Origin of the sequence: Pseudomonas sp., assembly GCF_050739995.1 — a bacterium.
Taxonomy (GTDB): domain Bacteria; phylum Pseudomonadota; class Gammaproteobacteria; order Pseudomonadales; family Pseudomonadaceae; genus Aquipseudomonas.
In genome coordinates this window covers 1-21,754 of record NZ_JBOICG010000671.1, presented here as the reverse complement: position 1 = coordinate 21,754, position 21,754 = coordinate 1, and the positions used below count along the sequence as shown (strand labels likewise).

The 21,754-nt window shown below is 59.1% G+C and carries 19 protein-coding genes; 5 read left to right on the top strand and 14 right to left on the bottom strand.

The features are described 5' to 3' along the window. Positions 1-99: 99 nt before the first annotated feature. Complete coding sequence (locus ACRESD_RS22775; protein WP_431752968.1) at positions 100-360, bottom strand: hypothetical protein; 261 nt, start codon at positions 358-360, stop codon at positions 100-102. 346 nt (positions 361-706) lie between these two features. On the opposite strand from ACRESD_RS22775, the gene ACRESD_RS22770 reads away from it, so the two are divergent. Next, positions 707-2,032: a sigma 54-interacting transcriptional regulator gene (locus ACRESD_RS22770; protein ID WP_431752967.1), complete on the top strand. Its 1,326-nt coding sequence runs from the start codon at positions 707-709 to the stop codon at positions 2,030-2,032. Positions 2,033-2,096: 64 nt separating this feature from the next. Here the strand turns inward: ACRESD_RS22770 and ACRESD_RS22765 are convergent, their stop codons facing one another. The 8 genes from ACRESD_RS22765 to ACRESD_RS22730 form a co-directional block, all read right to left on the bottom strand. Then, positions 2,097-3,410 carry a hypothetical protein gene (locus tag ACRESD_RS22765; RefSeq protein WP_431752966.1) on the bottom strand — a complete coding sequence of 438 codons (1,314 nt, stop codon included), beginning with the start codon at positions 3,408-3,410 and terminating at the stop codon, positions 2,097-2,099. Positions 3,411-3,460: 50 nt separating this feature from the next. Continuing rightward, a complete protein-coding gene (locus tag ACRESD_RS22760; RefSeq protein WP_431752965.1) occupies positions 3,461-4,210 on the bottom strand; it encodes a hypothetical protein in 750 nt (249 codons plus the stop codon). Positions 4,211-4,246: 36 nt separating this feature from the next. Then, positions 4,247-4,924, bottom strand: coding sequence for a C39 family peptidase (locus tag ACRESD_RS22755; RefSeq protein ID WP_431752964.1), 678 nt, complete (start codon positions 4,922-4,924; stop codon positions 4,247-4,249). A gap of 62 nt (positions 4,925-4,986) precedes the next feature. Continuing rightward, positions 4,987-5,664, bottom strand: a complete 678-nt coding sequence (locus ACRESD_RS22750; RefSeq protein ID WP_431752963.1) for a heme utilization protein — start codon at positions 5,662-5,664, stop codon at positions 4,987-4,989. Between the two features lie 66 nt (positions 5,665-5,730). Next, positions 5,731-6,294, bottom strand: coding sequence for an adhesin (locus tag ACRESD_RS22745; RefSeq protein ID WP_431752962.1), 564 nt, complete (start codon positions 6,292-6,294; stop codon positions 5,731-5,733). Continuing rightward, on the bottom strand, positions 6,291-6,743 hold the full coding sequence (locus tag ACRESD_RS22740; RefSeq protein ID WP_431752961.1) for a hypothetical protein: 453 nt from the start codon (positions 6,741-6,743) through the stop codon (positions 6,291-6,293). Before ACRESD_RS22740 ends, ACRESD_RS22745 begins: the two co-directional genes overlap by 4 nt. Positions 6,744-7,057: 314 nt before the next feature. Further along, on the bottom strand, positions 7,058-8,053 hold the full coding sequence (locus ACRESD_RS22735) for a FecR family protein (protein WP_431752960.1): 996 nt from the start codon (positions 8,051-8,053) through the stop codon (positions 7,058-7,060). Positions 8,054-8,191: 138 nt separating this feature from the next. After that, positions 8,192-13,345: a dermonecrotic toxin domain-containing protein gene (locus ACRESD_RS22730; RefSeq protein WP_431752959.1), complete on the bottom strand. Its 5,154-nt coding sequence runs from the start codon at positions 13,343-13,345 to the stop codon at positions 8,192-8,194. A gap of 207 nt (positions 13,346-13,552) precedes the next feature. Between ACRESD_RS22730 and ACRESD_RS22725 the strand changes: the two genes are divergently transcribed. Further along, positions 13,553-14,581, top strand: coding sequence for an Ldh family oxidoreductase (locus tag ACRESD_RS22725; RefSeq protein ID WP_431752958.1), 1,029 nt, complete (start codon positions 13,553-13,555; stop codon positions 14,579-14,581). 40 nt (positions 14,582-14,621) lie between these two features. Here ACRESD_RS22725 and ACRESD_RS22720 read toward each other — a convergent pair whose 3' ends face one another. After that, positions 14,622-14,942 carry a DUF883 family protein gene (locus ACRESD_RS22720; RefSeq protein ID WP_431752957.1) on the bottom strand — a complete coding sequence of 107 codons (321 nt, stop codon included), beginning with the start codon at positions 14,940-14,942 and terminating at the stop codon, positions 14,622-14,624. A gap of 165 nt (positions 14,943-15,107) precedes the next feature. Between ACRESD_RS22720 and ACRESD_RS22715 the strand changes: the two genes are divergently transcribed. After that, positions 15,108-15,362 carry a hypothetical protein gene (locus tag ACRESD_RS22715; RefSeq protein ID WP_003190904.1) on the top strand — a complete coding sequence of 85 codons (255 nt, stop codon included), beginning with the start codon at positions 15,108-15,110 and terminating at the stop codon, positions 15,360-15,362. Here ACRESD_RS22715 and ACRESD_RS22710 read toward each other — a convergent pair. Further along, positions 15,355-16,248: a LysR family transcriptional regulator gene (locus tag ACRESD_RS22710; protein WP_431752956.1), complete on the bottom strand. Its 894-nt coding sequence runs from the start codon at positions 16,246-16,248 to the stop codon at positions 15,355-15,357. The two genes, ACRESD_RS22715 and ACRESD_RS22710, sit on opposite strands and share 8 nt — an antisense overlap. A gap of 82 nt (positions 16,249-16,330) precedes the next feature. Between ACRESD_RS22710 and ACRESD_RS22705 the strand changes: the two genes are divergently transcribed. Continuing rightward, positions 16,331-17,257: a carbon-nitrogen hydrolase family protein gene (locus tag ACRESD_RS22705; RefSeq protein ID WP_431752955.1), complete on the top strand. Its 927-nt coding sequence runs from the start codon at positions 16,331-16,333 to the stop codon at positions 17,255-17,257. Between the two features lie 113 nt (positions 17,258-17,370). On the opposite strand, the gene ACRESD_RS22700 is transcribed toward ACRESD_RS22705, so the two are convergent. The 3 genes from ACRESD_RS22700 to ACRESD_RS22690 are packed head-to-tail and all read right to left on the bottom strand — an operon-like array spanning position 17,371 to position 19,830. After that, a complete protein-coding gene (locus tag ACRESD_RS22700) occupies positions 17,371-17,922 on the bottom strand; it encodes a GNAT family N-acetyltransferase (protein WP_431752954.1) in 552 nt (183 codons plus the stop codon). A gap of 5 nt (positions 17,923-17,927) precedes the next feature. Further along, entirely contained in the window at positions 17,928-18,389 is a 462-nt protein-coding gene (locus ACRESD_RS22695) for an LEA type 2 family protein (RefSeq protein WP_431752953.1), read from the bottom strand. A 13-nt stretch (positions 18,390-18,402) separates the two neighbouring features. After that, positions 18,403-19,830 carry a nucleobase:cation symporter-2 family protein gene (locus ACRESD_RS22690; RefSeq protein WP_431752952.1) on the bottom strand — a complete coding sequence of 476 codons (1,428 nt, stop codon included), beginning with the start codon at positions 19,828-19,830 and terminating at the stop codon, positions 18,403-18,405. Between the two features lie 234 nt (positions 19,831-20,064). Here ACRESD_RS22690 and ACRESD_RS22685 point away from each other — a divergent pair, with 234 nt between their 5' ends. Continuing rightward, positions 20,065-21,690, top strand: a complete 1,626-nt coding sequence (locus tag ACRESD_RS22685; RefSeq protein ID WP_431752951.1) for a methyl-accepting chemotaxis protein — start codon at positions 20,065-20,067, stop codon at positions 21,688-21,690. Positions 21,691-21,754 lie beyond the last annotated feature (64 nt).

The following is a 21,754-nucleotide window of genomic DNA, read 5'->3' as shown; positions in this document are numbered from 1 at the left end:
TCTCCCGAGTCGCCAACTTTCATGACTTCGCTCGAACATCGACTATGAAGTAGCGCAAGCCATGTTTTTATCGAGAAAGCCGAATCGACGTTGCGTTAATTACTTCGGCATTGCCCACGATTGCAACTGGTAGCCATCTTTGTCGAGTTCGGCGCGGGCTTGCAGCAATAAGTTTTCAAGTTGCGCCGGGTCGGTATAGGCGCTCGAAGACAGCTGTTTGCGGCCGATACGGGTATTGGTCCGGTCGATGACGCTCAGGCTCAGGGCGCCGTTGCCATCGTGCCAGGCTACGCACTGAAAGGGCTGGAAAGCACGGTCTGCGATCAAAAGAGCTTCGTTGATGCGGAGCGGGGCGTTCATGTGGGTCTTCTCTCTAAATGCCCGTTCAAGTGAAATGCCGTCGGTTGGGCTGACCGTGCGGCGGGTTACTTGTACTGATGCACGATGGCGGGGTACGGGTCACATGTTAGAACCATAAATTTCAACTTTCTGTGATTAGCGTCATGTAAGCGGCTGTTTTGAAAGCTGAATGAAAGTTTGCGAACAGCGAAACTTTTTCCGGCATGGGGTGAGGGCGTGGCTTTTGGCCGCCTACTTATAGCGAAACGGTACAAAGCAGGCGTCAAGATCTTGCTAGGGTTACTAGGAACTGCCACAAATGCTTGTTTCTAAATAACTTTAACAATTTTGACGCCAGGGAATAGTCATGGTTGTTACACCTGTCCAGCGCCGCTTGCTCGTGGTCGACCCGTGTGACGACTGTCACGGCCTATTGCCTGGTTTGCGCGGCGTGGGGTGGGAGGTGGACAGTTGTAGCCTGGAGGCGGTGGGTGAGCGCTCTTGCGATGTCGGCCTGTTGCGCCTGCAGCCTTATCATCTGGAGCGGCCTGAGGCGGTCAAGGAGTTGATCAGTCGTAGCGGCACCGAATGGATCGCCGTCCTCAGCCAGGATGTGCTGCGCCTGCAAAACGTCGGTGATTTTGTCTGCGAATGGTTTTTTGACTTCCACACCTTGCCGTTCGATGTCTCCAGGGTGCAAGTCACCCTGGGACGTGCCTTTGGCATGGCACGCTTGCGTGGCAAATGCCATGCGCGGGTCGACGAACCTGAGCATGAACTGCTGGGGGATAGCCGTCCGATCCGGGAGCTGCGCAAGCTGCTGGCCAAACTGGCGCCTACCGAGTCACCGGTATTGATCCGCGGTGACAGCGGCACCGGTAAGGAACTGGCGGCCAAGACCCTGCATCGCCAGTCCCAGCGCCATGCCAAGCCCTTTGTCGCGATCAATTGCGGCGCTATTCCCGAACACCTGATCCAGTCCGAACTGTTCGGCCACGAGAAGGGTGCGTTTACCGGTGCTCACCAGCGCAAGGTCGGGCGGATCGAAGCGGCCCATGGCGGCACGCTGTTCCTCGACGAGATCGGCGACTTGCCAATGGAGCTGCAAGCCAACCTGTTGCGCTTCCTGCAAGAGAAGCAGATAGAGCGTGTAGGGGGTAGCCAGCCCATCCCGGTGGATGTGCGAGTGCTGGCCGCGACGCACGTTGACCTGGAAGCAGCCGTGGCCAACGGCACGTTTCGTGAAGACCTGTATTACCGGCTCAATGTCCTGCAGGTGGTGACCGCGCCGTTACGTGAGCGTCACGGCGATGTAGGGATGCTGGCCAACCATTTTTCCCACTTCTACAGCCAGGAAACCGGCCGTCGTCCTCGCAGTTTCAGTGAGGATGCGTTGGTGGCCATGGGCGAGCACCAGTGGCCGGGCAATGTGCGGGAGTTGGCCAACCGCGTGCGGCGCGGCCTGGTGCTGGCGGAAGGGCGCCAGATTGAAGCCGCCGATTTGGGCTTGCAAAGCCGACAGGCAATCGCGCCAGTGATGGCTACACTGGAAGATTACAAGCACCGTGCCGAACGCCAGGCGCTGTGCGATGTGCTCAACCGGCACAGCGACAACCTGAGTGTCGCAGCCCGCGTGCTGGGCGTGTCCCGGCCGACGTTCTACCGGTTGCTGCACAAACACCAGATCCGCTAGGGCGGGTAAACCGAAAAGCCCCGCAACGACCCTTATCGTTGCGGGGCTTTTCCTTGTGCGGCTTTTAGAAGTAGTACGGGAACTTCAGGCTGAAGCTGAACGATGGTGCGTCAGGGGTTATGCCAATGGCCAGGTTCGGCACGATGGTCAGGTTGTCGCTGGCCGCGATGGTCATGCCGACGTTGAAGTAACCGGCATTGGCATCACTGGAAACCACCGACTGCCAATCCTGCCCATCAGGCTTGAGCCTGCTTTTGCGTTGCACCAGGTCGGACACCGAGAACGACATACTCATTTTCTCGTTCAAGGCAAAGGCCACGCCGGCACCTATCTGGAAACTATCCCCCAGTTGTACCTTGCCGGGCACCTTCTGGCCGACGTTGGCGCTGATGTCACTGAAAGACTCTTCCAGGTTATGGGTGTAAGACAGCGAGCCGAACAGCACTGCCGGGTCGAACGTCTTGACCAGGGAGATGCCCGGTGTGATCGACCAGACACCATTACCCGTAGGCAGGTTTTCCGGTACGAAAAGGTTGGTATTGGTGGGGGATTGGACCAGCTTGATACCAAACGGGTCTTCGCCGGTAGGCGCCTTGACCCGTACCGACACCACCGCATCCGGCAGGTTGATGCTCTCGTCGAGGAACTTATAGGCAATCCCGAAGTTGACGTCACCGATCGTCGGGTTGCGCGTGACTGACTGTTCAGAGGTTGCCGTACCGCTGCCACCGTTGGCGCCACCGGACTGATAGGTCGATTCTCGATAGACAACCGGTACGTTCACATCGAACTGCCAGCGATTGTCGAGGTTGTAGCGGCCGGTAAGGTCGACCGTCCAGTTATCTGACTTGATCCGGTCCAGGTTGATGTTGCCCAGGAAGATCGAGTCCAGTGCCAAGAAGCCATTCAACGTTAACTGGCGCGCATCGTAGCGAGAGTAAGTGACACCGGTCTCAAAGCTGAACTTGCCGTTACCGAAGAAGCCGCTGGCCTCGTTGTACAAGTTGCTCACGCTTTGTGCGGGAGCCGAATCGTCCTTCAATGACTGGCCGTAGGAGGCCCCGCCCGCAGCTCCACCCGAAGCGGCAGCGGCGCCCACGCCAGGCGTATTGCCCGCGACCGTCGTGACGCCTTTCTGGAAGTCGGCCGGAGATTTGGCCAAGCGTTTGGGCGCAGGTGTCGCCGGTTGGTCTTCCACTTGCCTTACGCGTTGTTCCAGCACCGCCAGTGCTTTTTGCTGCACTTCGTAACGTTGCTTGAGCTCCAGCAGTTCCTTTTTCAACGTGTCTATGTCGGCATCCGGCGCGGCATATAACACGGATGCCGGCAGGAGCGTGCTCAAACAAATTACGGCACGTAACGATAACGATCGATGCATGAAATAAGCCGTCCCTTTCTTAAAGCGTAAGTGTCGAGGCTCAGCGTAGTTCAAGAACCTGGAGTGCGTAGTCCCTTGAGTTGATTAAGATTGAGATTCTGCGCCAAGTTGTTCAAGGCAGGGTTTCCAAGGACAACATTGAGCTGAGTCATGTTGTTAATGAAGTTGCTGTTGCCTTGAATAACCGTGCCTTGCAGCAGGTTGCCTCCGCCAATTTGCTGCAGTGCATGGCCCTGGTTGTTGTTAGCCAAGAGCGCCAGTTGCAACCCGCCATTGACCGCCGATACCGTCACCTGGCCTGCGGCTGTGCCACCGGTAATCGGTTGACCTGCGACCAATGCCTGGCCTGACTGCACAATATTGGCCGGAGATAGGCCGTTTTGCGTGACATTGATGTCCACGCCGTTATTGGCCGTATTGCCGTCACCGGCGGCGCGCACGCTTTGGGTCACGCCCTGGCCGGTACCCAGGCCGCTGCCACCGATGACCGTTCCGGTGCCGTTGGGCTGTTTCGAGATGCCGGTGCCGTCATGACCGGTGACTTGTACGTAAAACTGCGGGGTAATCGTGGATGAGTTGACTTGCATGCTGGCGGTGCCCGTGACAGTTGCACCGGTGGAATTGGTCCACGTGGTGCTCATGACCAAGCCAAAACTGATAATTCGCCCCGGCATCACAAAGCGCCCGCGCAAATCGGCCAGTTCCGCATCCTTGAGCTCGATCGGCTTGAACGCCGATGCTGCATGAGCGGGCATTGAGGCTGCCAGGCACATGACCGTCAGCCAACGGTAGGTGTTCATTGTGTGCTCCTGGAGCGTCCTGCTCCGTATGCGCTTCTAGAAGAAGTCGCTTTGTATGAAACCGAAGTCCATCAATTCACTGTCCCGGACTGGGGCGAACTCGTTCAGCTTGTTCTTGGCGGTCAGGGGCGTAGGTGGGGTGAGCAGGGCATTGGCCTTGTCGTAGCCTTCGCCGAGGACGGCGAACACGATGCCGTTCCAGCCTTTGATGAAGTCGTCTCGTGCATAACGCTTGTTGCCCAGGACGGAGTCGCCGATGTACACCCAGTCCTTATCGGCCCGTTGCATCACCTCGAAGTGTTTGTAGCCACGGATGTCCAGCAGCACGATCACGGGTACTTTTACCGTGAGTAGCGTCTCGCCATTGATCCGATAGCCCCTGGCACGCATACCAATGCTTTCCAGGTAACGCTTCATGTCCAGCATCGAGAAACCCTGAGTGCGAACCAGGTCCTGGTCGGCGTTGATCAGCATGCCTTTGATCACATGCTCTTCATCCACATCTTTCCAGTAGGCCTGGCGCAGGATGGTTGCCAGGGCGGCAGCGCCACAGCTGAAGTCGGTTTTTTGTTCCACCAGGTTGGCGAATTTGCGTTCGCGAATGCTTTCGACATTCTTGTAGATCACTGCGCCATTGGGCATGACCACAGCCATTTGCCCCGCCCAGGTCGGGCTGGTGAGTGTCAGCAGAAGGAGGAAGGCAACGAGGCGCATGATCGTATGACCTGTTGGACACTGGAAATAAAAAGGGCCTTGTTGCCAAGGCCCTATCTGGATCAGAAGCGAGTGATTGCTACGTTGTTCTGACCTTGGTTGTTGCTGCCCGATAGGGAGTTGGAGTTCATCACCCCACTGCCATAGTTCATCGAGCTGTTGATGCTGGCGTTGTTCACGACAGGTTTGCTGTTCCAGCCGTGGCCGCTGGAGTTGAAGGTCAGGTTGGCAGACACGTCCTGCACGCCGGTGACCGCTGCGGCACCGCCGTCACCATTACCCGAGGCAATGGCAACGCTGCTGCTGGCTTGGTTGGAGGTGCCCGCTGCAGCGTTCAGTTGAGTGATACCCGAGTTGTGGTTGCCACTGTCGTTGAGGGAGGCATTGTTATGCGTGCCGTTGTTGACCACCACGTTGCCGGTGTTGGATTGTGCGGTGCCGGTGCTGGCGAACACGAAGTCCGCATCACCGGAAATGATGGCCACGTCGTTTTTGCCTTGGTTGTTGTCACCACTCAGGGCGTTGCTGTTGGTCACGCCGCTGTTGTGGTTGTTGGAGTCATTGATCGAGGCGTTATTCTTGGTTTTGTCATTGATCACCAAGTTGCCATGGTTGCTTTGACCATCCAGGGTGGTCGCCGCCGCTGTGGTAGGTGCGTGATAACCGCCTGCTTGAGCTGCAACAGCCATGAGTGCTGCGAGAGCGAAAGCCAGTGGTTTGAGAGCCATTGAAGTTTTCATGGTGTATCTCCTTGCTTCTATTAGTTGGTTAAGTGTTGGTACGGTCTAGCTATCGACTCAGCTCCATCAGTTGAGTCGTAAGTTCAGGGTGTTAGCCACTCGGTTCCCCACCCCGGCGCTCTGGTTGACCTGTACCACTCCACGGCTGCCGGTGAAGGCCTGGTCGCTGGTCACGACCTGGCGGCTGCCAGTGGTAGAGGTCAATCCTGAGTCGGTTGCCAGCGTCACGTTCTGCTGCGACATGACGCTGTCATCGATGCTTTGCGGCCCGGCATTCACGCTGATCCGCACGGCATTGATCATCTGGTTCTGCACACCGGCCGACTGATTCACGCTCAGTGCGCCGTTGCCATTGCTGAAAGAGTTGCCCTGGATCGCGGCTTTGGCGTTCAGGGAGCGGTCGTTGGGAACACCGCTGATTTTTTGTGTGATGGTCATGTTCGACTGGGCGTTGTGGCCTGTCGAAATGGCGATGTTGTTGCTCAATTGCTGTTGGTCGCCGGCGGCCTGGTTGACCAGGGCCACGCCGTTGTACTGAGTGCCCGAGTTATCGATGGTGGCGTTGTTGTTGCTGTCGGCCATCGCCGCTGTGCAACCAAGCGCCGCGAGCAGCATCCAGGAGCGCTTCATTTCATCGCTCCCCCAACCATGCCGCTGATGTTATTCAAGGGGGCCAGGCCGCTGGAGACCGCACCGTTGATCGTGCCGGCAATGCTGCTGCCACTGCCGGGGCCACTTGCGCTCCCGGCGCCCAGGCCAATGCCGCCGCCGTTGTTGCTCAGGCCTGGGAGGTTGCCTCCAGGCAGAATGCTACGAGTGATGCTGGCACCGCTGCTGACCCTGGCGAAATCACTGTCGCCCAGTTCGCTGGTAGCACGCAGTACTTGTGACGAGGGGTTGGCATTTACGGTGGTGGGGTTGGGGTCGACGCCGGGTGAACGGCCGGCCATGTGACCTTGGACGGTGCGCTGGATCACAATCACGCCATCATCGGCCGCAAACACGGGAAGGCTTGCACTGGCACTCAGTACGCAACCGATCAGCAGGAGGCTCAGAGAGCCTGGATTGTGTGTGTCCACGGCAGTGTTCCTTATTCTTCGCGCTGACCCTAAACAGCGTTGTCAGGGAAAGAGCAGAAGGCGTGCCGCTTTTGATTTTTTGTTGTTATTCAAAAGCTTGTGATTGGCACGCAATGGAAGGAACAGCGTTGTGTCTCATCGTTGGAACAGCGTTGACCCGCCCGCACATACCCGACGCCCCGATGGGGTGTTTCAACAATGAAACAGGGTGGCGAACTAAACGATGAATCCGCGTAAGGCGGTTCGTTCAGGCAAGTGAGGTGTTTCAAAAATGGACACTGAGGGCGAAAGAAAACCCGCCCTGGAAGGAAAACTCAGCCCTTGGGGGTTTTACGCGGGATGGAATTGAGTACGGGGTTTCCGTCCACGTTCTGGGTCAGGTAGACCGGCAGCACTTTGGGCAGGGAAGGGATGAGGTTGTTGACCTCATTGATGTTGTAGATGCCGCCAATGCGAATAGCCCCGGTATTGGCGTCTGCCAGCATCACCGGTTTGCTCAAGTAGCGATTGATCAACGGCAGTGCGTCGGTGAGCGCGAGGTTGTCGAGGATCAACTTGCCTTGGCGCCAGGCCAGGGCCGTATCGTTGGGTGTGATCGCCTGCACGCGTGGTGTCGCGTCACCTGGTTGGTAGCTGGCCTGCATGCCGGGTGTAAGCGGCACGCTGCCGTGTACCTTGTCGCTGGAAATCTGCACCGAGCCCTCAAGCAGCATCACTCGCACCTGGTCTTCATATTTCCAGACATTGAATTGGGTGCCGGTGACCCGCACCTGGCCTTCGCCAGCACGCACGATAAACGGGTGCGCGCTGTCATGGCTGACGTTGAAGAAGGCCTCGCCTTTTTTCAGCGTGACCCGGCGCTGATCCTTGTAGTGGGTGTAGACCAACTCTGTACCGAGGTTGAGTTCCACCTGGCTGCCATCGCTCAAAGTGACCTGTCGCAACCCGTGGGTGGCGTCATAGTGCTCATAAGCGCTTGGCAACCAGCCTGCTTCCCAACCGGTAAAGGCCGCCAGGGGCAGCGCAACCAGGCTGATAGCCGCCGCGACTGCGTAAGTTCGCAAACGGCTGCGAGGCTTGAACGGCACCACGACAGCGGTGGGTTCATTGCGTGGCAGGTGGTCAGCGACATCCCAGATCTCCAGCATCGCCGCGTATTCGAAGGCGTGCAGCGGGTGGGCGTCGTGCCATTGTGCAAAAGCCTCACGTTCAGCACTCATGCAATCGCTGGCGTGCAAACGCATGCACCAATGCGCCGCGGCGTCGGTGATAGCGTCATATTCGGCTTCTGAAAGGGACTTTTCGGTCATTAACTCATCCTGATTTCATACATTCTAACCTCCACAACGGGACGGCGAGAACATCCATCATGGCGATTGCGCATCAATTGGGAGCTATTCTCGTTTGCAATCCTCCTTAAAAAACAGGACTTTCCCTTTCAGGCTTGCTCAGGCTCCCATATCGAGCACGCGTCCCACCTGCGTAATCAGATAGGTAATGGAGTCCGCGTTGGCCAGGATGGTGCTGATGCGTTTGTCCGAGTCCGTCATGAATGTCTGCCGAGCGTCGTCCAGCGTCTTTGCGCCGGTGATCTGCAGGACTTTGCGTTTGACTGACAGCGACCCCCGGGAGGTTCCAAGGTCCTCCCAAGCCGATGCCCATTCGTTCCACGTCTTGAACAAAATGGTGGCGGGAGTGAGGAGGGACAAGGCCGTGTCACGCAGATTCACCAATTCAGTCTTCAGCAGTGGTGCCCCGCGAATACTCAGGTTTATCAGGTCGGGAAAGGGCCGCATGCTGTCCAGGTAGGCCACGTCTTCGGTCAGGCATTTGAGGTGTGAAATTTCATGGATCAGGACGGAGGCACGTGCGTGGGCCACGATGTTGAACGGCGTCTTCAGGCGATTTTCATAAATGTCGAAAGGTGGGGCGAAAAAGGGATTGAGCAAGTAGATCTTCTGGTCGGCATCATCGGGCAATGTAAAGGCAAAGCTGTGTTCCTCCCCCGGATGACCCGTGCCGCATACAAAACGCATGGAGTCGGGGCTGGTCAGGGTGTGGTTGACCAGTTCATTGAGCACTTCATCCACACAATCTTCGATCTTGCGCAGTTGCTGCGGGGTCAGACTGAGCACGCCAAACAACTCGGTGAAGAACCGTCCCATCCGACTGTTCGGGTCACGAATATGTGTAAAGTTGAGGATGTTGCGCTTGCAATTGACTGCGTAGAAGGTTGCAACATTGAGCGCCTCATTGATGACTTGAGCTTTCCAGCTGGACAAGGCACGAATCGCTTGCATTCCTACGGCTTCGATATTCATGACCTGGCGCTCGGCGGTGCGAGTCCGGTAGCGTGCCCTATGACACGACAAAGTCTTACCGTAGCGTGGGTGGTGTCGATTCAGGTCCAGTACCCATTGGTTGGCGGCGTTGCAGCGTACGTAAGGCCCGTGCTGCTCACCATTGGACAGGCGCCACTGCTCACCGGCCTTGCGCACGGGGTACACCTTGCCCGCCAGGGGTACGAAATGCCGATTCGTGGCTTTGTCCTGATACATATATGTCCTGGGCTGGTGGCTCAGGTCTGTGAGGGCAACGCCGTGATGTTCAAGCACCTGCAACTGGGTTCGACGGGGCTCAGTGATGTCCAGAGACGCGAGGGTGGTTGCCGGTGACAGAGTCTCACTGTCCCACTCCGGCGGGCGGTCAGCCGACAAAGGCGGCGACGGCTCTGGTTGCAGGGCCAGTTCATTACGCAATGTAGCCAGTTTTGCGAGGCCCTTGATAAAGGTTTTGAGCCCTTCGCCAAAGCGCTGTTGTTGGAGATGTTCAGCTGCAACTTCCAGCAGCTTATAGCTGCGCCATACCACCCATGGGAAGTAGAGTTTGCCTTGGATGAATTGCGTGATGGTTGAGACACCTGTATGCAGGAGCCTGGCCAGGCTTTCCCACTCACTGTGCCCCGACTTATCGAATTGACTGGAAAACATCCGGGTCAATGCGTGAATGTTGTCCTTGAACAGGCGCATCAGGATATTGCCCAGTATTGGGTTATTACCCAGGTGTATTTCTGAGGCGTTGGCCTGGTCTTGCTGGGAGAACAAGTGGCGATAGGTCGACTGGTGGGGATCTTGCTGACACCTGAGTACCCAGTCTTGCAGGGGGCCCGGTGTGCTGATTTCGCGGATCAGGTCTTCCTCGCGTGGGTATTCCTTGAGGGTGTGCCGCGGGCTGTAAGGGGCATACAACACCAGCGGGCCAGCGGCGTTGGTGTTCGGGCTGATCACGTAGACCCCCGATACCAGGGCCGGCGTCGCACCTTCGGTGGCGATCAACTCAAGGGGGCGGATCATCGCTGTGGCCCCCGTGACACTCTTGCGAGCGAGCGCGTCAGGCATATCGAACACTTGCTGGACCAAGCCCCAGGCCGTGGCAGATAGCCGTTCCTCAAGTTTCTCTTCGTGGGCATGGCGTAACAGTTGCCAGGGCAGTTGCCGACAGAACCGGTCGCGGCGCTTGCGCGCACCCTCGGTATCGGCAGCCAAATGCGTCGTCACCCAGGCCTGGTAGGTTTTTGCCAGGTCCAATTGTTGCACCATCTGAATCACTGCACTGGCGTTCAGCGTTGCTGGTAACGGCGTGGCGGTGCGTGAGCGCGGTCGAATATCTTCGCCCGGCAGGTTGGGATGGTGCCTGAGCGCAAAGTCGGTGAGGGTCTGGATATCTCCTTCCACGGCACGGCGCCGGGGGATCAGGACGTTGTCGGGCAGCACATTCGCGTCCGGGTAACGTGCGCCGAGCAGTTCGGTCAAGCGGGTCACCACGTGCTCGCGCAACGCCGGCACACCGTGCAGGTAGTCACGGTCGTCCGGCGCACTGAGTCGGATTTGCTCCAGCAGTTCGGCCTGCAAAATCTGTTCGGCAGGTGTCGTCATGCCCAGCCAGACTGGTAACGCTTGTTGGAGAATGATTGCACGCGCCACGGCGCTGGCCCGAGGCACGTTGGTCGGAGCGGGCTGCTTTATCAGCGCATCCAGGCAATCCTGCAACTGACGGGCTTTAAGCTTCATCGTCAGCAGGTAGTCAATGCCATCGACCAGGGCGTTCCTGTAGGTTTGCTGGCGGTTGTCCAGCAGGTTTTCGTCGATGCGCTGCAGGGGGCCCAGGTGATAAGCCTGGTGAGGCTGGCGCTTGGAGGTGTCGAGGTTTTCCAGAAACGTCAGACGGGCCAGTGGATCCTCCAGACGGCGCTGCAATTGCACGCGCATGGCTTCCACCGAGGGGAAGGTTTCATGGCCGCTGCCAGGCGTCCATAGTTGCACTTGCCCGGACCTTTGGGGGTCCACACCCCCGCGCTCGGTGAGTACGAAGCAGTTGGCCAGGCCATGGGGCGTGGGGTCGGCTCCCAGCGTGAGGGTCAGGCCGAAAGCGTCGGGCAAGAAACCGTTCAAGCCATGTCGCGTTAGGCGTGTCAGGCTGTCAGGGCGCAAGACAGTGTCGAGTATGGCCCGACCGCGTGGCCCCAGGCTCTTGTTGAGCAATCTGAGGTCGGCTTCGTTTCGCAGTCCCAGCATCAGGCTTTGGCTCAAGTGGCTTTGCTGGGTTTCCAGGAACAGGCGGGGCAATGTACGCAAGTCATGTTGGGTAAACGACAACATGACTTGATCGATGATGGTGTTGAAGGTGCGGATAGCCAGGTTATTGAACTGGTTGGCAGCGCCGGCCTCGCGCTTCTGGAAGAAACCGGTGTTTGGTGATTCCGCTATCCGTCCTGCCTGGTTGGCCAGGCGCTCGATGAAGTGCTCCACCATATTCAACGATGTCTGGGCCAATCGTTCTTCCCGCTGTTGGGCTGGGGAGTCATAGGTGTTGATGTAGGTGTCGTCTGCCTTGAGGCCCAGTTGGCGCTTTTCCAGCTCGGCATTCAATGCATGGGCTACCAGGCGGCGCAAGGTTGGTGCGCGGCTTCGTTCCAATGCCAGCGCAGCGTCGATGGCCTGCAACTGCAGTAGTCGCTGTTTGGCGTGCTCGGCTTGTACGGTGGAAGGGCGCCCGTTGTCACTGCTCACCGGATGCAGGGTCCAGCGGCCGCCTGAGTCCAGCGCCAGCAAGCGGCTGTCGAGCATATGGCGCACATCCAGCGCCTGATCCAGCAAGGCGTCCAGGTCGACCGCGCCATCGCTGCGACGGTACAACCCCAAGGCATGCTCCAGGTTGCTCAGTTGCTTGGTCGCAATGTCCTCGACCATTTCTGCGAACACGCCGCTGGCAATCGGCAGGCCAGTGACCTGTACGTGGTCCAAGCCGATAAATGTGCTGCGTTCGTCAAGTGACACGAAGTTGAGCAGTTCATCTTCATGGCCTCGCGCTTTGAGCATGGCACGCAAGGTGTCCGTCAGATCATCCATATCCTTGAGCACCTGCAACCCTCGGGACTGGGTGTAGAGGTAGGTGTAGCTGTCGCTGATCATCAAGGTGCCAGCCAAGTCTATGTAATGGTGGTAGGGCGCTTCGATGCGTACTTTCTCTATACGCAGCGTGTCGGCATGGGCGGTGCGAGCCGCCTGGTCCGGGAGGAACATGGCCAGCAACACTTGGCTCTCGGCAGCGGACAGAATCCCGTTCTGGCGCTTGAGCAGCAGGTCCACGCGGAATTTGTCGCTCATGACCTGAGCGAAGAATTCCAGCCGGGATTGGCCTTTATTGAAGTCCTCGTTCCAATAGGTCAACAACAGGCTATTGAGCAATTTTGAAAGAATTCCGGCGGTTTGGCTGACCAGGCTTTCCCATTGTTGGAGCGCCTGTGTTTGTTGTGCATCGCCGGCAGTCTGGCGTGGGTTGTGAAAGCGTCGGGTCTGGTCGACTGGCCAGGCTTGCCGTGCATAAAACTGCAGCAGCGCTTCACTCAAGGGGACCGAAGCCACCAGGCGCTTCTCCAGGCCCGCATTCGGGCTGGCGATGAAACTGTCCATTCGTGTATCGCGCTGATCCAACTTCGGGAAATACAAGCGTCCCATGATCGTCAGCAAGGTATCGAGCATCCACGGCAGGGCGGGCGTTTTACGCAATTGCTCCAGCATCGCCTGGGCATTTTGCATTTGCGCGTCCTGAAGTATGCGTTCCTGATCCGCCATTACCGCGCCGCTGATCAGTGTGGTTGTGACGGTCAGCGTGGTTTCTATAGGCGTTAGGTCGCGTTGGGATATGGACAGGAAGCGCAGTAGGTCCACCCGTTCTAATGGGTCTTTCAGGCGTTCGCTCACCTGCTCCAGCAGGATGGCTCGGCTATCGAACACCTCAAGACCGCCATAAGGCGTATAGAGCACGGCCTTGCTTTCATCCGGGCTGGGGCTCATCAAAAACGCACCCGCCAGGGGGATCGCGGGTGGTTGGGCCAGGTTGATCAACAGTGTTTCGACCACCATCGGGGCTTCCCCCCGCGTTGAGTTCTGTCGGGCTTCGTCGGTGGCGTAGTAAAGCGTATGCAGCCAGTCAAGGTCCTTCATGGTCAGGCCCAGCGCATGCTCGCGGTCCGAAGGCTTGACCCTTTTGATCGGTTGCAGGAATTCATCAAAAAAATAGGGTGGTGTTACCCGTGCCATGATCGGTCTCCGTCGCTGCCGACCTGAGCCGGCGAGATAAAACCACAGGGTAGGAGGGCGCCGAGCAGTCACAGAGGTAGATAACTGCCGCAGGGGAGCGCAAGAGAAGAAAACGCAGGTTGACAGTGGGCTTGTCCCACGGTGTTTAATCGACGGCCTGGATACCCAGTCTTGTTGCCCCTTCCAATCATAAAATCGGAGCTTCAGATGTCACAGGTCCAAGAGCGGGCGTTGGCCCGCATCGGTTTCGCCGAGCTGGTGGCGTTGCTCCATCGGGTCTTCGTGCTGCACGGTACATCGCCGCAGGTCGCAGCGACCTTGGCACACAATTGTGCCAGCGCCGAGCGCGATGGCGCCCATAGCCACGGCATTTTCCGTATACCTGGCTATGTCAGTACCCTGGCCAGTGGCTGGGTGAATGGCAAGGCCGAACCCATCGTCACGGATGTGGCCTCGGGCTTTATCCGCGTGGACGCTGGCAATGGTTTTGCCCAGCCAGCGCTGGAGGCTGCCCGCCCACTGCTGGTAGAAAAAGCTCGCAGCGCCGGGATTGCCTTGTTGGCTATTCATAACTCCCATCACTTTGCCGCCTTGTGGCCTGATGTCGAGCCCTTCGCCGAAGAAGGCCTGGTGGCTCTGAGTGTGGTCAACAGCATGACGTGCGTGGTGCCCCATGGCGCCGACCGCCCATTGTTCGGCACCAACCCGATCGCCTTCGCGGCACCGCGTGCCGATGGCCCGCCTATCGTGTTTGACCTGGCCACCAGCGCTATCGCCCATGGCGATGTGCAGATCGCCGCACGCAAGGGGGAGCGCCTGCCACCGGGCATGGGCGTGGACAGCCTGGGCCAGCCGACTGAAGATCCAAAGGCCGTGCTGGAAGGTGGTGCGTTGTTGCCCTTTGGCGGGCACAAGGGCTCGGCGTTATCGATGATGGTGGAGTTGCTGGCGGCAGCCCTGACCGGGGGTAATTTTTCCTTCGAGTTCAATTGGGCTGACCATCCAGGGGCGCGCACGCCGTGGACGGGGCAGTTGCTGATTGTGATCGACCCGAGCAAGACCACCGGGCAACGTTTCGCCGAGCGTAGCCAGGAGTTGGTGCGACAGATGCATGCGGCAGGGCTGCGACGGTTGCCGGGGGATCGACGTCATCGCACGCGGGTGCAGTCAGACGAGCAGGGCATTGAGGTTGACGCTGAGGAGTTGGCGCGGCTGCGGGAATTGGCCGGGCAGTAAAACAGGCTGCGCTCCATCGGGCGCAGCCTTCTTGGATCGATCAGTTGCGACGACCCAGCAGCAGGCCGACCACCAAGCCGACACCTGCGGAAATCGCCACGGTCTGCCATGGATGGCCACCGATGTAGGTCTCGGTGGCATCCACCACGGGTTTGCTGCGCTCACGCACATTGGACACCGAGTCCAAGGCTTGCTTGAGTTTGACAGCGACCTGCTCACGCAGGGTTTCACCTTCTTCGCCTACCAGCGACGCGCTGCTTTTGAGCAGTTTGTCCGATTCTTCGATCAGCGCGGTCAGTTCGCTGAAGGCTTGGTCCTTGATTTGGTCTTCGACGGCTTGGGCAGTGGTTTTGCGGGCCATTGGGTGACTCCTTGCAGGTGAATGTAACAGTGAACAATGGAGTATCGGGCTGCAGCAAAAGTTGCAGTTTTTTTTGCGCCTGGGGCGATTGCGGGTGAAATCCGGATCGGGAAGTTTCGACCTACAGTGTAAGATGTCACCTATTTGTGCAGCAGGTAATTCAACATGAGCTTCAATCTGGCCAACAAGACCCTCGCCGAACGTGCCGAGCTGGAAGATGAAAAGTCGCGCCTCTATGACCTGTGGCAAACCAACCTGGGCAAAGCCAAGGGCGAAGCCGCGCGTTTGTTTGGTGAGCGCGCCAAGCGCAAGGGAAAGTGGGCCGAATGGGTCCGTGCCGAGCTTGACGGCATGTCGCCGCCGGAGTTTTCCAACATGGTGCGCAGTGAAGTCAACAAGCTGATGGCAGCGGCTAAATAAAGCACGCCACAATCGCTTCGCGCACCTTCAGAAGCAACGGGTCGAGCTGTGCCTGGGTGCGCCAGCCCAACTCCACCGGGTAGCGCGGCAGGGCCAGCGGGCAGGGCAGCACACGCAAACCCGTCATACCCGCGATCGCTTCGGCGGCATGCCCGGGAATGGTTGCCACCGCCTGGCTGCCCTTGAGCAGATACGGTAGTGCAGCAAAGTGGCTGGTGGATGCACACACCTGGCGGCTCAACCCCAGTGCCGCCAACCCTTCATCGGTAATCCCGATAAACCCGCCTGACGACACCAATACATGCTCCCGTGTGACGAACTCATCCAGGCCAATGCTGGCTTGGTCCGAGTCCACCAGGCAGCGGTAATCACCTTCCCCCAATACCTGGCGACTTAGTCGCCCTTGGGCAAAACCTCCGGCAGTGATCGCCAGGTCCAGGGTGCGATCGAGCAGCGCGGCTGCAACAATCTGGCTGTGGGTCTGACGGAAAATTACCCGCAGTTTCGGTGCCCGTTGTGCGAGCTCCTCCATCAGCCGACGGCCATAGGCAATCTCGAAATCATCCGACAAACCCACGACCACGGAGCGTCCCTGATAGTGCTGGTTATCCGGGTCGACCATGGCCAGGCTCTGGCGGCAGCGATCAAGGGCTTCGCTGATGACTGGTTTCAATTGATTGGCACGCAATGTCGGTGCGAGTCCGCGCCCGGTACGCACGAACAATTGATCGCCGTACACCTCACGCAGCCGCCGCAAGCCTGCGCTGATGGCCGATTGCGTCACACCCAGGCGCAACGCCGCGCGGCTGGCGCTGGACTCGTCGTGCAGGGCCTCGAAGGTTTTCAGCAGGTTCAGGTCGATCCGGTCGATATTCATTTGGCTCATATCATTCAGCACTGAAGTGGGCTTTATTCATGATCGAGGCTGGCGGGAGAATGGGCAACCCCCCTGACTTGGAGTGATCGTGATGCCCGTTTCGATAGTGGCAGCCCTGCAAATCGGTTCCCTGCCTGGTGGCAAGGCTGAAACCCTTGAGCAGATCCTGGCGTATGAGGACGAAATCAAGCGCAGCGGCGCGCAACTGGTGGTGATGCCTGAGGCTTTGCTGGGTGGTTATCCCAAAGGCGAAAGCTTCGGTACACAATTGGGCTACCGCCTGCCGCAAGGGCGTGAAGCGTTCGCCCGTTATTTTGCCAATGCGGTGGATGTGCCGGGCGCCGAGACCGACGTGCTGGCCGGGTTATCCGCCCGCACTGGGGCCAACCTGGTCATCGGCGTGATCGAGCGCAGTGGCAGCACGCTGTATTGCACCGTGTTGTATTTCGAACCGGCGGGCGGGCTGGTAGCCAAGCACCGCAAGCTAATGCCCACTGGTACCGAGCGGCTGATCTGGGGCCAGGGCGATGGCTCCACCTTACCGGTGATCGACACAGCGGTAGGGCGCGTCGGCGGCGCAGTGTGTTGGGAAAACATGATGCCGCTATTGCGTACGGCGATGTACGCCAAGGGCGTCGAGGTGTGGTGTGCGCCGACCGTGGATGAGCGTGAAATGTGGCAAGTGAGCATGCGTCATGTGGCCCATGAAGGGCGCTGCTTTGTGGTGAGCGCCTGCCAGGTGCAGGCATCGCCCGAGGCCTTGGGTGTGGAGGTTGCCAACTGGCCGTCAGAGCGCCCGTTGATTGCGGGTGGCAGTGTGATTATCGGCCCGATGGGCGATGTCCTCGCCGGACCGCTGCGAGGTGAAGCTGGCTTGTTGGCGGCTCAGATCGATACAGACGAGTTGGTGCGTGCGCGTTATGACTACGACGTGGTGGGCCACTACGCTCGGCCGGATGTGTTCGAGCTGACCGTGGATGAGCGCGCCAGGCCCGGCGTGCGCTACATCAGTGACTAAACGCGGTAAAAAAATGTGGGAGCGGGTTTGCCCGTGATGACGGGAGCACATCCAATGTAAATGTCGGCAGTCATACCGCTATCGCAGGCAAGCCAGCTCCCACATTTGGATCTTCATTGGCTCAGGCGTTTGTGTGTCAGCCATTGTTCGCGGGTCATCTCCCAGATTTCCCGGGGAAAGGTGCCCTCGACAAACTGCCCCACTTCCGTCCTGATCAACCGCATGCCCTCACGCTCGGAGATCCGCCGCGACCCCAGGTTGGGTGCGGCCTTGGGCGCGCGCAATACCGGGCGTTCGAGTACGCCAAACCAGTAGTCGGTGACCGCCGCACTGGCTTCGGTCATCAGCCCCAGGCCCTGCCATTGTCGGCCCAGCCAGAACCCACGGTTGTCGTCCACGGTGTCCGTCAGGCAGACGTTGCCAATCATCACTTCAGGTGCGCTTTTGAGGCGGATCGTCCAATGCCATTCCTCGCCCCGCGCCATGGCTGGCAAGGCCACGTTTTCCAGGTAGCTGCGCGCACCGTCGGCCGGGTAGGGCCAGGGCACCTCGGCGGTGAGATAGCGCACCACTTCCCAGTGAGGAAACAGCTCCTGGCTGGCTTCGGCATCGTCCAGGGTCAGTGGGCGTAAAATCAGTCGTTCGGTGTACAGCGTCGGTTGCATAGTGTTCACCAGGTGGCTGTGTTCGGCAGGTCCAGCGTACCGCGCTCCACAAACCGCATTGTGCCAAACAGGCCACCGGCCAGTTTGCCCCGCAGCACGTAGGGCAGATTGTTCAAGCTCTGGGTCTGGCTCAGGCCCAGGGTTTGGCGCAACACAGAAAAGGCCGAAACACTCACGGGCACCATCAGTACCGTCTCGGAAAAGCGTGGGATGGTTCCGTTTTGATCGCTCACCCCCGACGCCAACGGCCGGCCATTGACGTCCAGGTCCAGGGCGATGCCGCTGTAGTCGATCGTCGTTTCATTGGGGTTCTGTACCCGCAACTTCACGGCAAACCGTACTTCCAGGTCCTGGCTTTGCAGGGGCTCGATGCCCACCACGGTGATATTGACCGGGTCGCGGTTGGGAAACAGCGCGCAGGCGCTCAAGGTCAGCAGCAGTAACGATAGAACCATGAGCTTGCGCATCTGAAAGGTGCTCCTATTTCGTAACGTCCGGGTCTTGCATGACTTTGAGGGTAGAAGACTCCGGATCGAATTCGTCTTCTTCCAGCTCTATGAACTCTTCCGGCAGGAAAATGTTCAGCACGATCGCACAAAACGCACCCACAGTGATCGGCGATTCGAAGATGTTGTGCAGTGCCTTGGGCAGGTCGCGCAGCACTTCCGGTACCGCGGCTACGCCTAGGCCCATGCCCAGCGAGATGGCCACGATCAGCACATTGCGGCGGTGCAGACCGGCTTCGGCAAGGATCTTGATCCCGGCCACGGCCACGGTGCCGAACATGATCAGGGTCGCGCCACCGAGCACCGGCTTGGGCATCAGTTGCAGCACGGCACCGATCATCGGGAACAACCCCAGCAGCACCAGCAGACCGGCGATAAAGTACGCCACATAGCGGCTGGCCACGCCGGTGAGCTGGATCACGCCGTTGTTCTGGGCGAAGGTCACCATGGGCAGGCTGTTGAAGGTGGCGGCCATGGCCGAGTTGAGGCCGTCGGCCAGCAGGCCGGACTTGATGCGCTTGATGTACAGCGGGCCTTTGACTGGCTGTTGGGAAATCATCGAATTGGCTGTCAGGTCACCAGCGGCTTCCAGGGGCGAAATCAGGAAGATCACCGCCACTGGGATAAACGCCACCCAGTCGAACGAGAAACCATATTTGAACGGCACCGGTACGCTGATCAGCGGCACCTGGGGCAGGGCGGCCATGTCGACGCGGCCCATCCACCAAGCGACGACAAAGCCCAGGGTCAGGCCGATCACGATCGAGCCCAGGCGCAGGAACGGGTTGCTGAAGCGGTTGAGGACCACAATGGTCAGCAGCACCAGCGCTGCCAGCCCCATGTTACCGGCTGCGCCCAGGTCGCTGGAGCCAAAGCCACCGGCCATGTCGGTGACAGCCACCTTGATCAGTGACAGGCCCATCAAGGTAATGATGGTGCCGGTCACGACCGGGGTGATCAGTTTGCGCAGCTTGCCGATGAACTGGCTGAGCACCACTTCGATAAAGGCGGCGAAAAAACAGATGCCGAAGATCGTCGAAAGGATTTCATCGGTGCCACCGCCCCGGGCCTTGACCATGAAGCCGGCGCTGAGGATCACACTGATAAACGAAAAGCTGGTGCCCTGCAGGCACAGCAGCCCGGAACCCACAGGCCCGAATTTACGCGCCTGCACAAAAGTGCCCAGCCCCGAGACGAACAGCGCCATGCTCACCAGGTACGGCACTTCGCTTTCCAGGCCCAATACGCCGCCGACAATCAGGGTAGGGGTGATGATGCCGACGAAGCTGGCGAGCACGTGCTGCAACGCGGCAAAAATCGCTGCGGTGAAGTGCGGGCGGTCTTCCAGGCCGTAGATCAGGTCGGATTTATAACGGGGGCGAGGGGTTTGAGTGTCAGACAAAATACGAGCCCGGTAGGGAAAGGGGCGCGCAGGATGCCAGAAAGTGCCGGCTGTCAGAAGTGTGTAAAAATATTTCGCAACATCCTGCATTAAATCCTCGAGCCTGCCGATAGCCTGGAAAGGCCCACATTCCAACGACAACAGTGGCGCCCAAAGGTCAGAGCGGCGCGTTGACGCCGACTGATCGTGTCGCGGCAAGGACGCCCGCCACCACCACTTCTTGAGAGCACCCCTATGTCCCTTCGTAATCTGAATATTGCCCCTCGCGCTTTTCTCGGTTTTGCGTTCATTGCGTTGCTTGTCGTGATTCTTGGGGTGTTTGCGGTCAACCGCATGACCCAGATCCGCCAGGCCTCGCTGGACATGGGCACCAACCAACTGCCCAGTGTGAAGTTCCTCGGCAACATGACCGAGAACGTACTGCGCCTGCGCATTCTCTCGTTCCGCATCTTGATCAATCGGGAGCCGACGGCCCTGGATGAGGCCAAGACCCGTGTGGCGGTATTGGTGGATAAGGTCAAACAAGCCCAGAGCGCCTACGCCGCCATGCCGGCGGGTACGGAAGAGGCGGCCTTGTACAAGACGTTCGCCGCTACCCTCGACAGTTACCTCAGCGCCCAGGCCGAAATGATGTCGCTGTCCCAGCAGAACAAGGTCGAGGAGATGCGCAGCCTGATCAACACCCGGATCAAGGACGGCACCGACCTGATGGGTGAGCAGTTGAACAAATTGATTGCGATCAACAGTGCGGACGCGGATCAGGCCGGGCGTAACGCCGAGAGCAGTTATCAGATGGCGGTGACCGGAATCATCATTGTCGCCGTGGTGGCGGCGCTGATGACGGTGCTGCTGGCCTGGTTGCTCACTCGCAGCATCGTCACGCCGCTGCGCAAAGCCGTGGACATGGCTGAAACCATTGCCGGTGGCAACCTGACCAAAACCATCGAAGATGACGGCAAGGACGAACCGGCGCGCCTGCTCGGCGCGTTGTCGGCCATGCAGGCCAACCTGCGCCAGACCATTCACCATATCGCCGGTTCGGCCACACAACTGGCCTCTGCCGCCGAAGAGCTGAGTGCTGTCACCGAGGAAGCGTCCCGGGGCCTGCAGCAGCAAAACGATGAAATCGACCAGGCCGCCACGGCGGTCAACGAAATGACCGCTGCCGTGGAAGAGGTGGCGCGCAATGCAGTGTCCACCTCCGAAGCCTCTGGCCAGTCCAACCAGGCCGCCCGTGAAGGCCGCGACCGCGTGGTGGAAACCGTCGGTGCCATCCAGACCATGACCCAGGACGTGCAAAGCACTGCCGTACTGATCGAAGGCCTGGCGTCCCAGGGCCGGGACATCGGCAAGGTGCTCGACGTGATCCGTGCGATTGCCGAGCAGACCAACCTGCTGGCACTCAACGCCGCTATTGAAGCCGCACGTGCCGGTGAAGCCGGACGCGGGTTCGCGGTAGTGGCCGACGAAGTACGGGCGCTGGCTCACCGCACGGCACAGTCGACGCAAGAGATCGAAAAAATGGTCGCCGGTATCCAGAGCGGCACCGGTGAAGCCGTGCATTCGATGCAGCAGAGCAACCAGCGCACCCACGCCACCCTGGAAATGGCGCGCGCCGCGGGGGTGGCCCTGGAGCAGATCACCCAGTCGATCAGCCTGATCAACGAGCGCAACCTGGTGATCGCCAGCGCTTCGGAAGAACAGGCCCAGGTCTCCCGTGAGGTGGATCGCAACCTGGTCAATATCCGCGACCTGGCGAGTCAATCGGCGGCGGGGGCCAACCAGACCAGCGCGGCCAGCCATGAGCTGTCGCGCCTGGCGGTGGACCTGAATGGGATGGTGGCGCGGTTCGTGATCTAACCGCAGGTCAATGGTGGGAGCTGGCTTGCCTGCGATGCGGTGGATCAGTCAATCATGTACTGAC

Excerpts from the sequence above, each read along its gene's own strand:
- ACRESD_RS22775 (WP_431752968.1), bottom strand. The coding sequence starts at position 360 with ATGAACGCCCCGCTCCGCATCAACGAAGCTCTTTTGATCGCAGACCGT.
- ACRESD_RS22770 (WP_431752967.1), top strand. The coding sequence starts at position 707 with ATGGTTGTTACACCTGTCCAGCGCCGCTTGCTCGTGGTCGACCCGTGT.
- ACRESD_RS22765 (WP_431752966.1), bottom strand. The coding sequence starts at position 3,410 with ATGCATCGATCGTTATCGTTACGTGCCGTAATTTGTTTGAGCACGCTC.
- ACRESD_RS22760 (WP_431752965.1), bottom strand. The coding sequence starts at position 4,210 with ATGAACACCTACCGTTGGCTGACGGTCATGTGCCTGGCAGCCTCAATG.
- ACRESD_RS22755 (WP_431752964.1), bottom strand. The coding sequence starts at position 4,924 with ATGCGCCTCGTTGCCTTCCTCCTTCTGCTGACACTCACCAGCCCGACC.
- ACRESD_RS22750 (WP_431752963.1), bottom strand. The coding sequence starts at position 5,664 with ATGAAAACTTCAATGGCTCTCAAACCACTGGCTTTCGCTCTCGCAGCA.
- ACRESD_RS22745 (WP_431752962.1), bottom strand. The coding sequence starts at position 6,294 with ATGAAGCGCTCCTGGATGCTGCTCGCGGCGCTTGGTTGCACAGCGGCG.
- ACRESD_RS22735 (WP_431752960.1), bottom strand. The coding sequence starts at position 8,053 with ATGACCGAAAAGTCCCTTTCAGAAGCCGAATATGACGCTATCACCGAC.
- ACRESD_RS22730 (WP_431752959.1), bottom strand. The coding sequence starts at position 13,345 with ATGGCACGGGTAACACCACCCTATTTTTTTGATGAATTCCTGCAACCG.
- ACRESD_RS22725 (WP_431752958.1), top strand. The coding sequence starts at position 13,553 with ATGTCACAGGTCCAAGAGCGGGCGTTGGCCCGCATCGGTTTCGCCGAG.
- ACRESD_RS22720 (WP_431752957.1), bottom strand. The coding sequence starts at position 14,942 with ATGGCCCGCAAAACCACTGCCCAAGCCGTCGAAGACCAAATCAAGGAC.
- ACRESD_RS22715 (WP_003190904.1), top strand. The coding sequence starts at position 15,108 with ATGAGCTTCAATCTGGCCAACAAGACCCTCGCCGAACGTGCCGAGCTG.
- ACRESD_RS22710 (WP_431752956.1), bottom strand. The coding sequence starts at position 16,248 with ATGAGCCAAATGAATATCGACCGGATCGACCTGAACCTGCTGAAAACC.
- ACRESD_RS22705 (WP_431752955.1), top strand. The coding sequence starts at position 16,331 with ATGCCCGTTTCGATAGTGGCAGCCCTGCAAATCGGTTCCCTGCCTGGT.
- ACRESD_RS22700 (WP_431752954.1), bottom strand. The coding sequence starts at position 17,922 with ATGCAACCGACGCTGTACACCGAACGACTGATTTTACGCCCACTGACC.
- ACRESD_RS22695 (WP_431752953.1), bottom strand. The coding sequence starts at position 18,389 with ATGCGCAAGCTCATGGTTCTATCGTTACTGCTGCTGACCTTGAGCGCC.
- ACRESD_RS22685 (WP_431752951.1), top strand. The coding sequence starts at position 20,065 with ATGTCCCTTCGTAATCTGAATATTGCCCCTCGCGCTTTTCTCGGTTTT.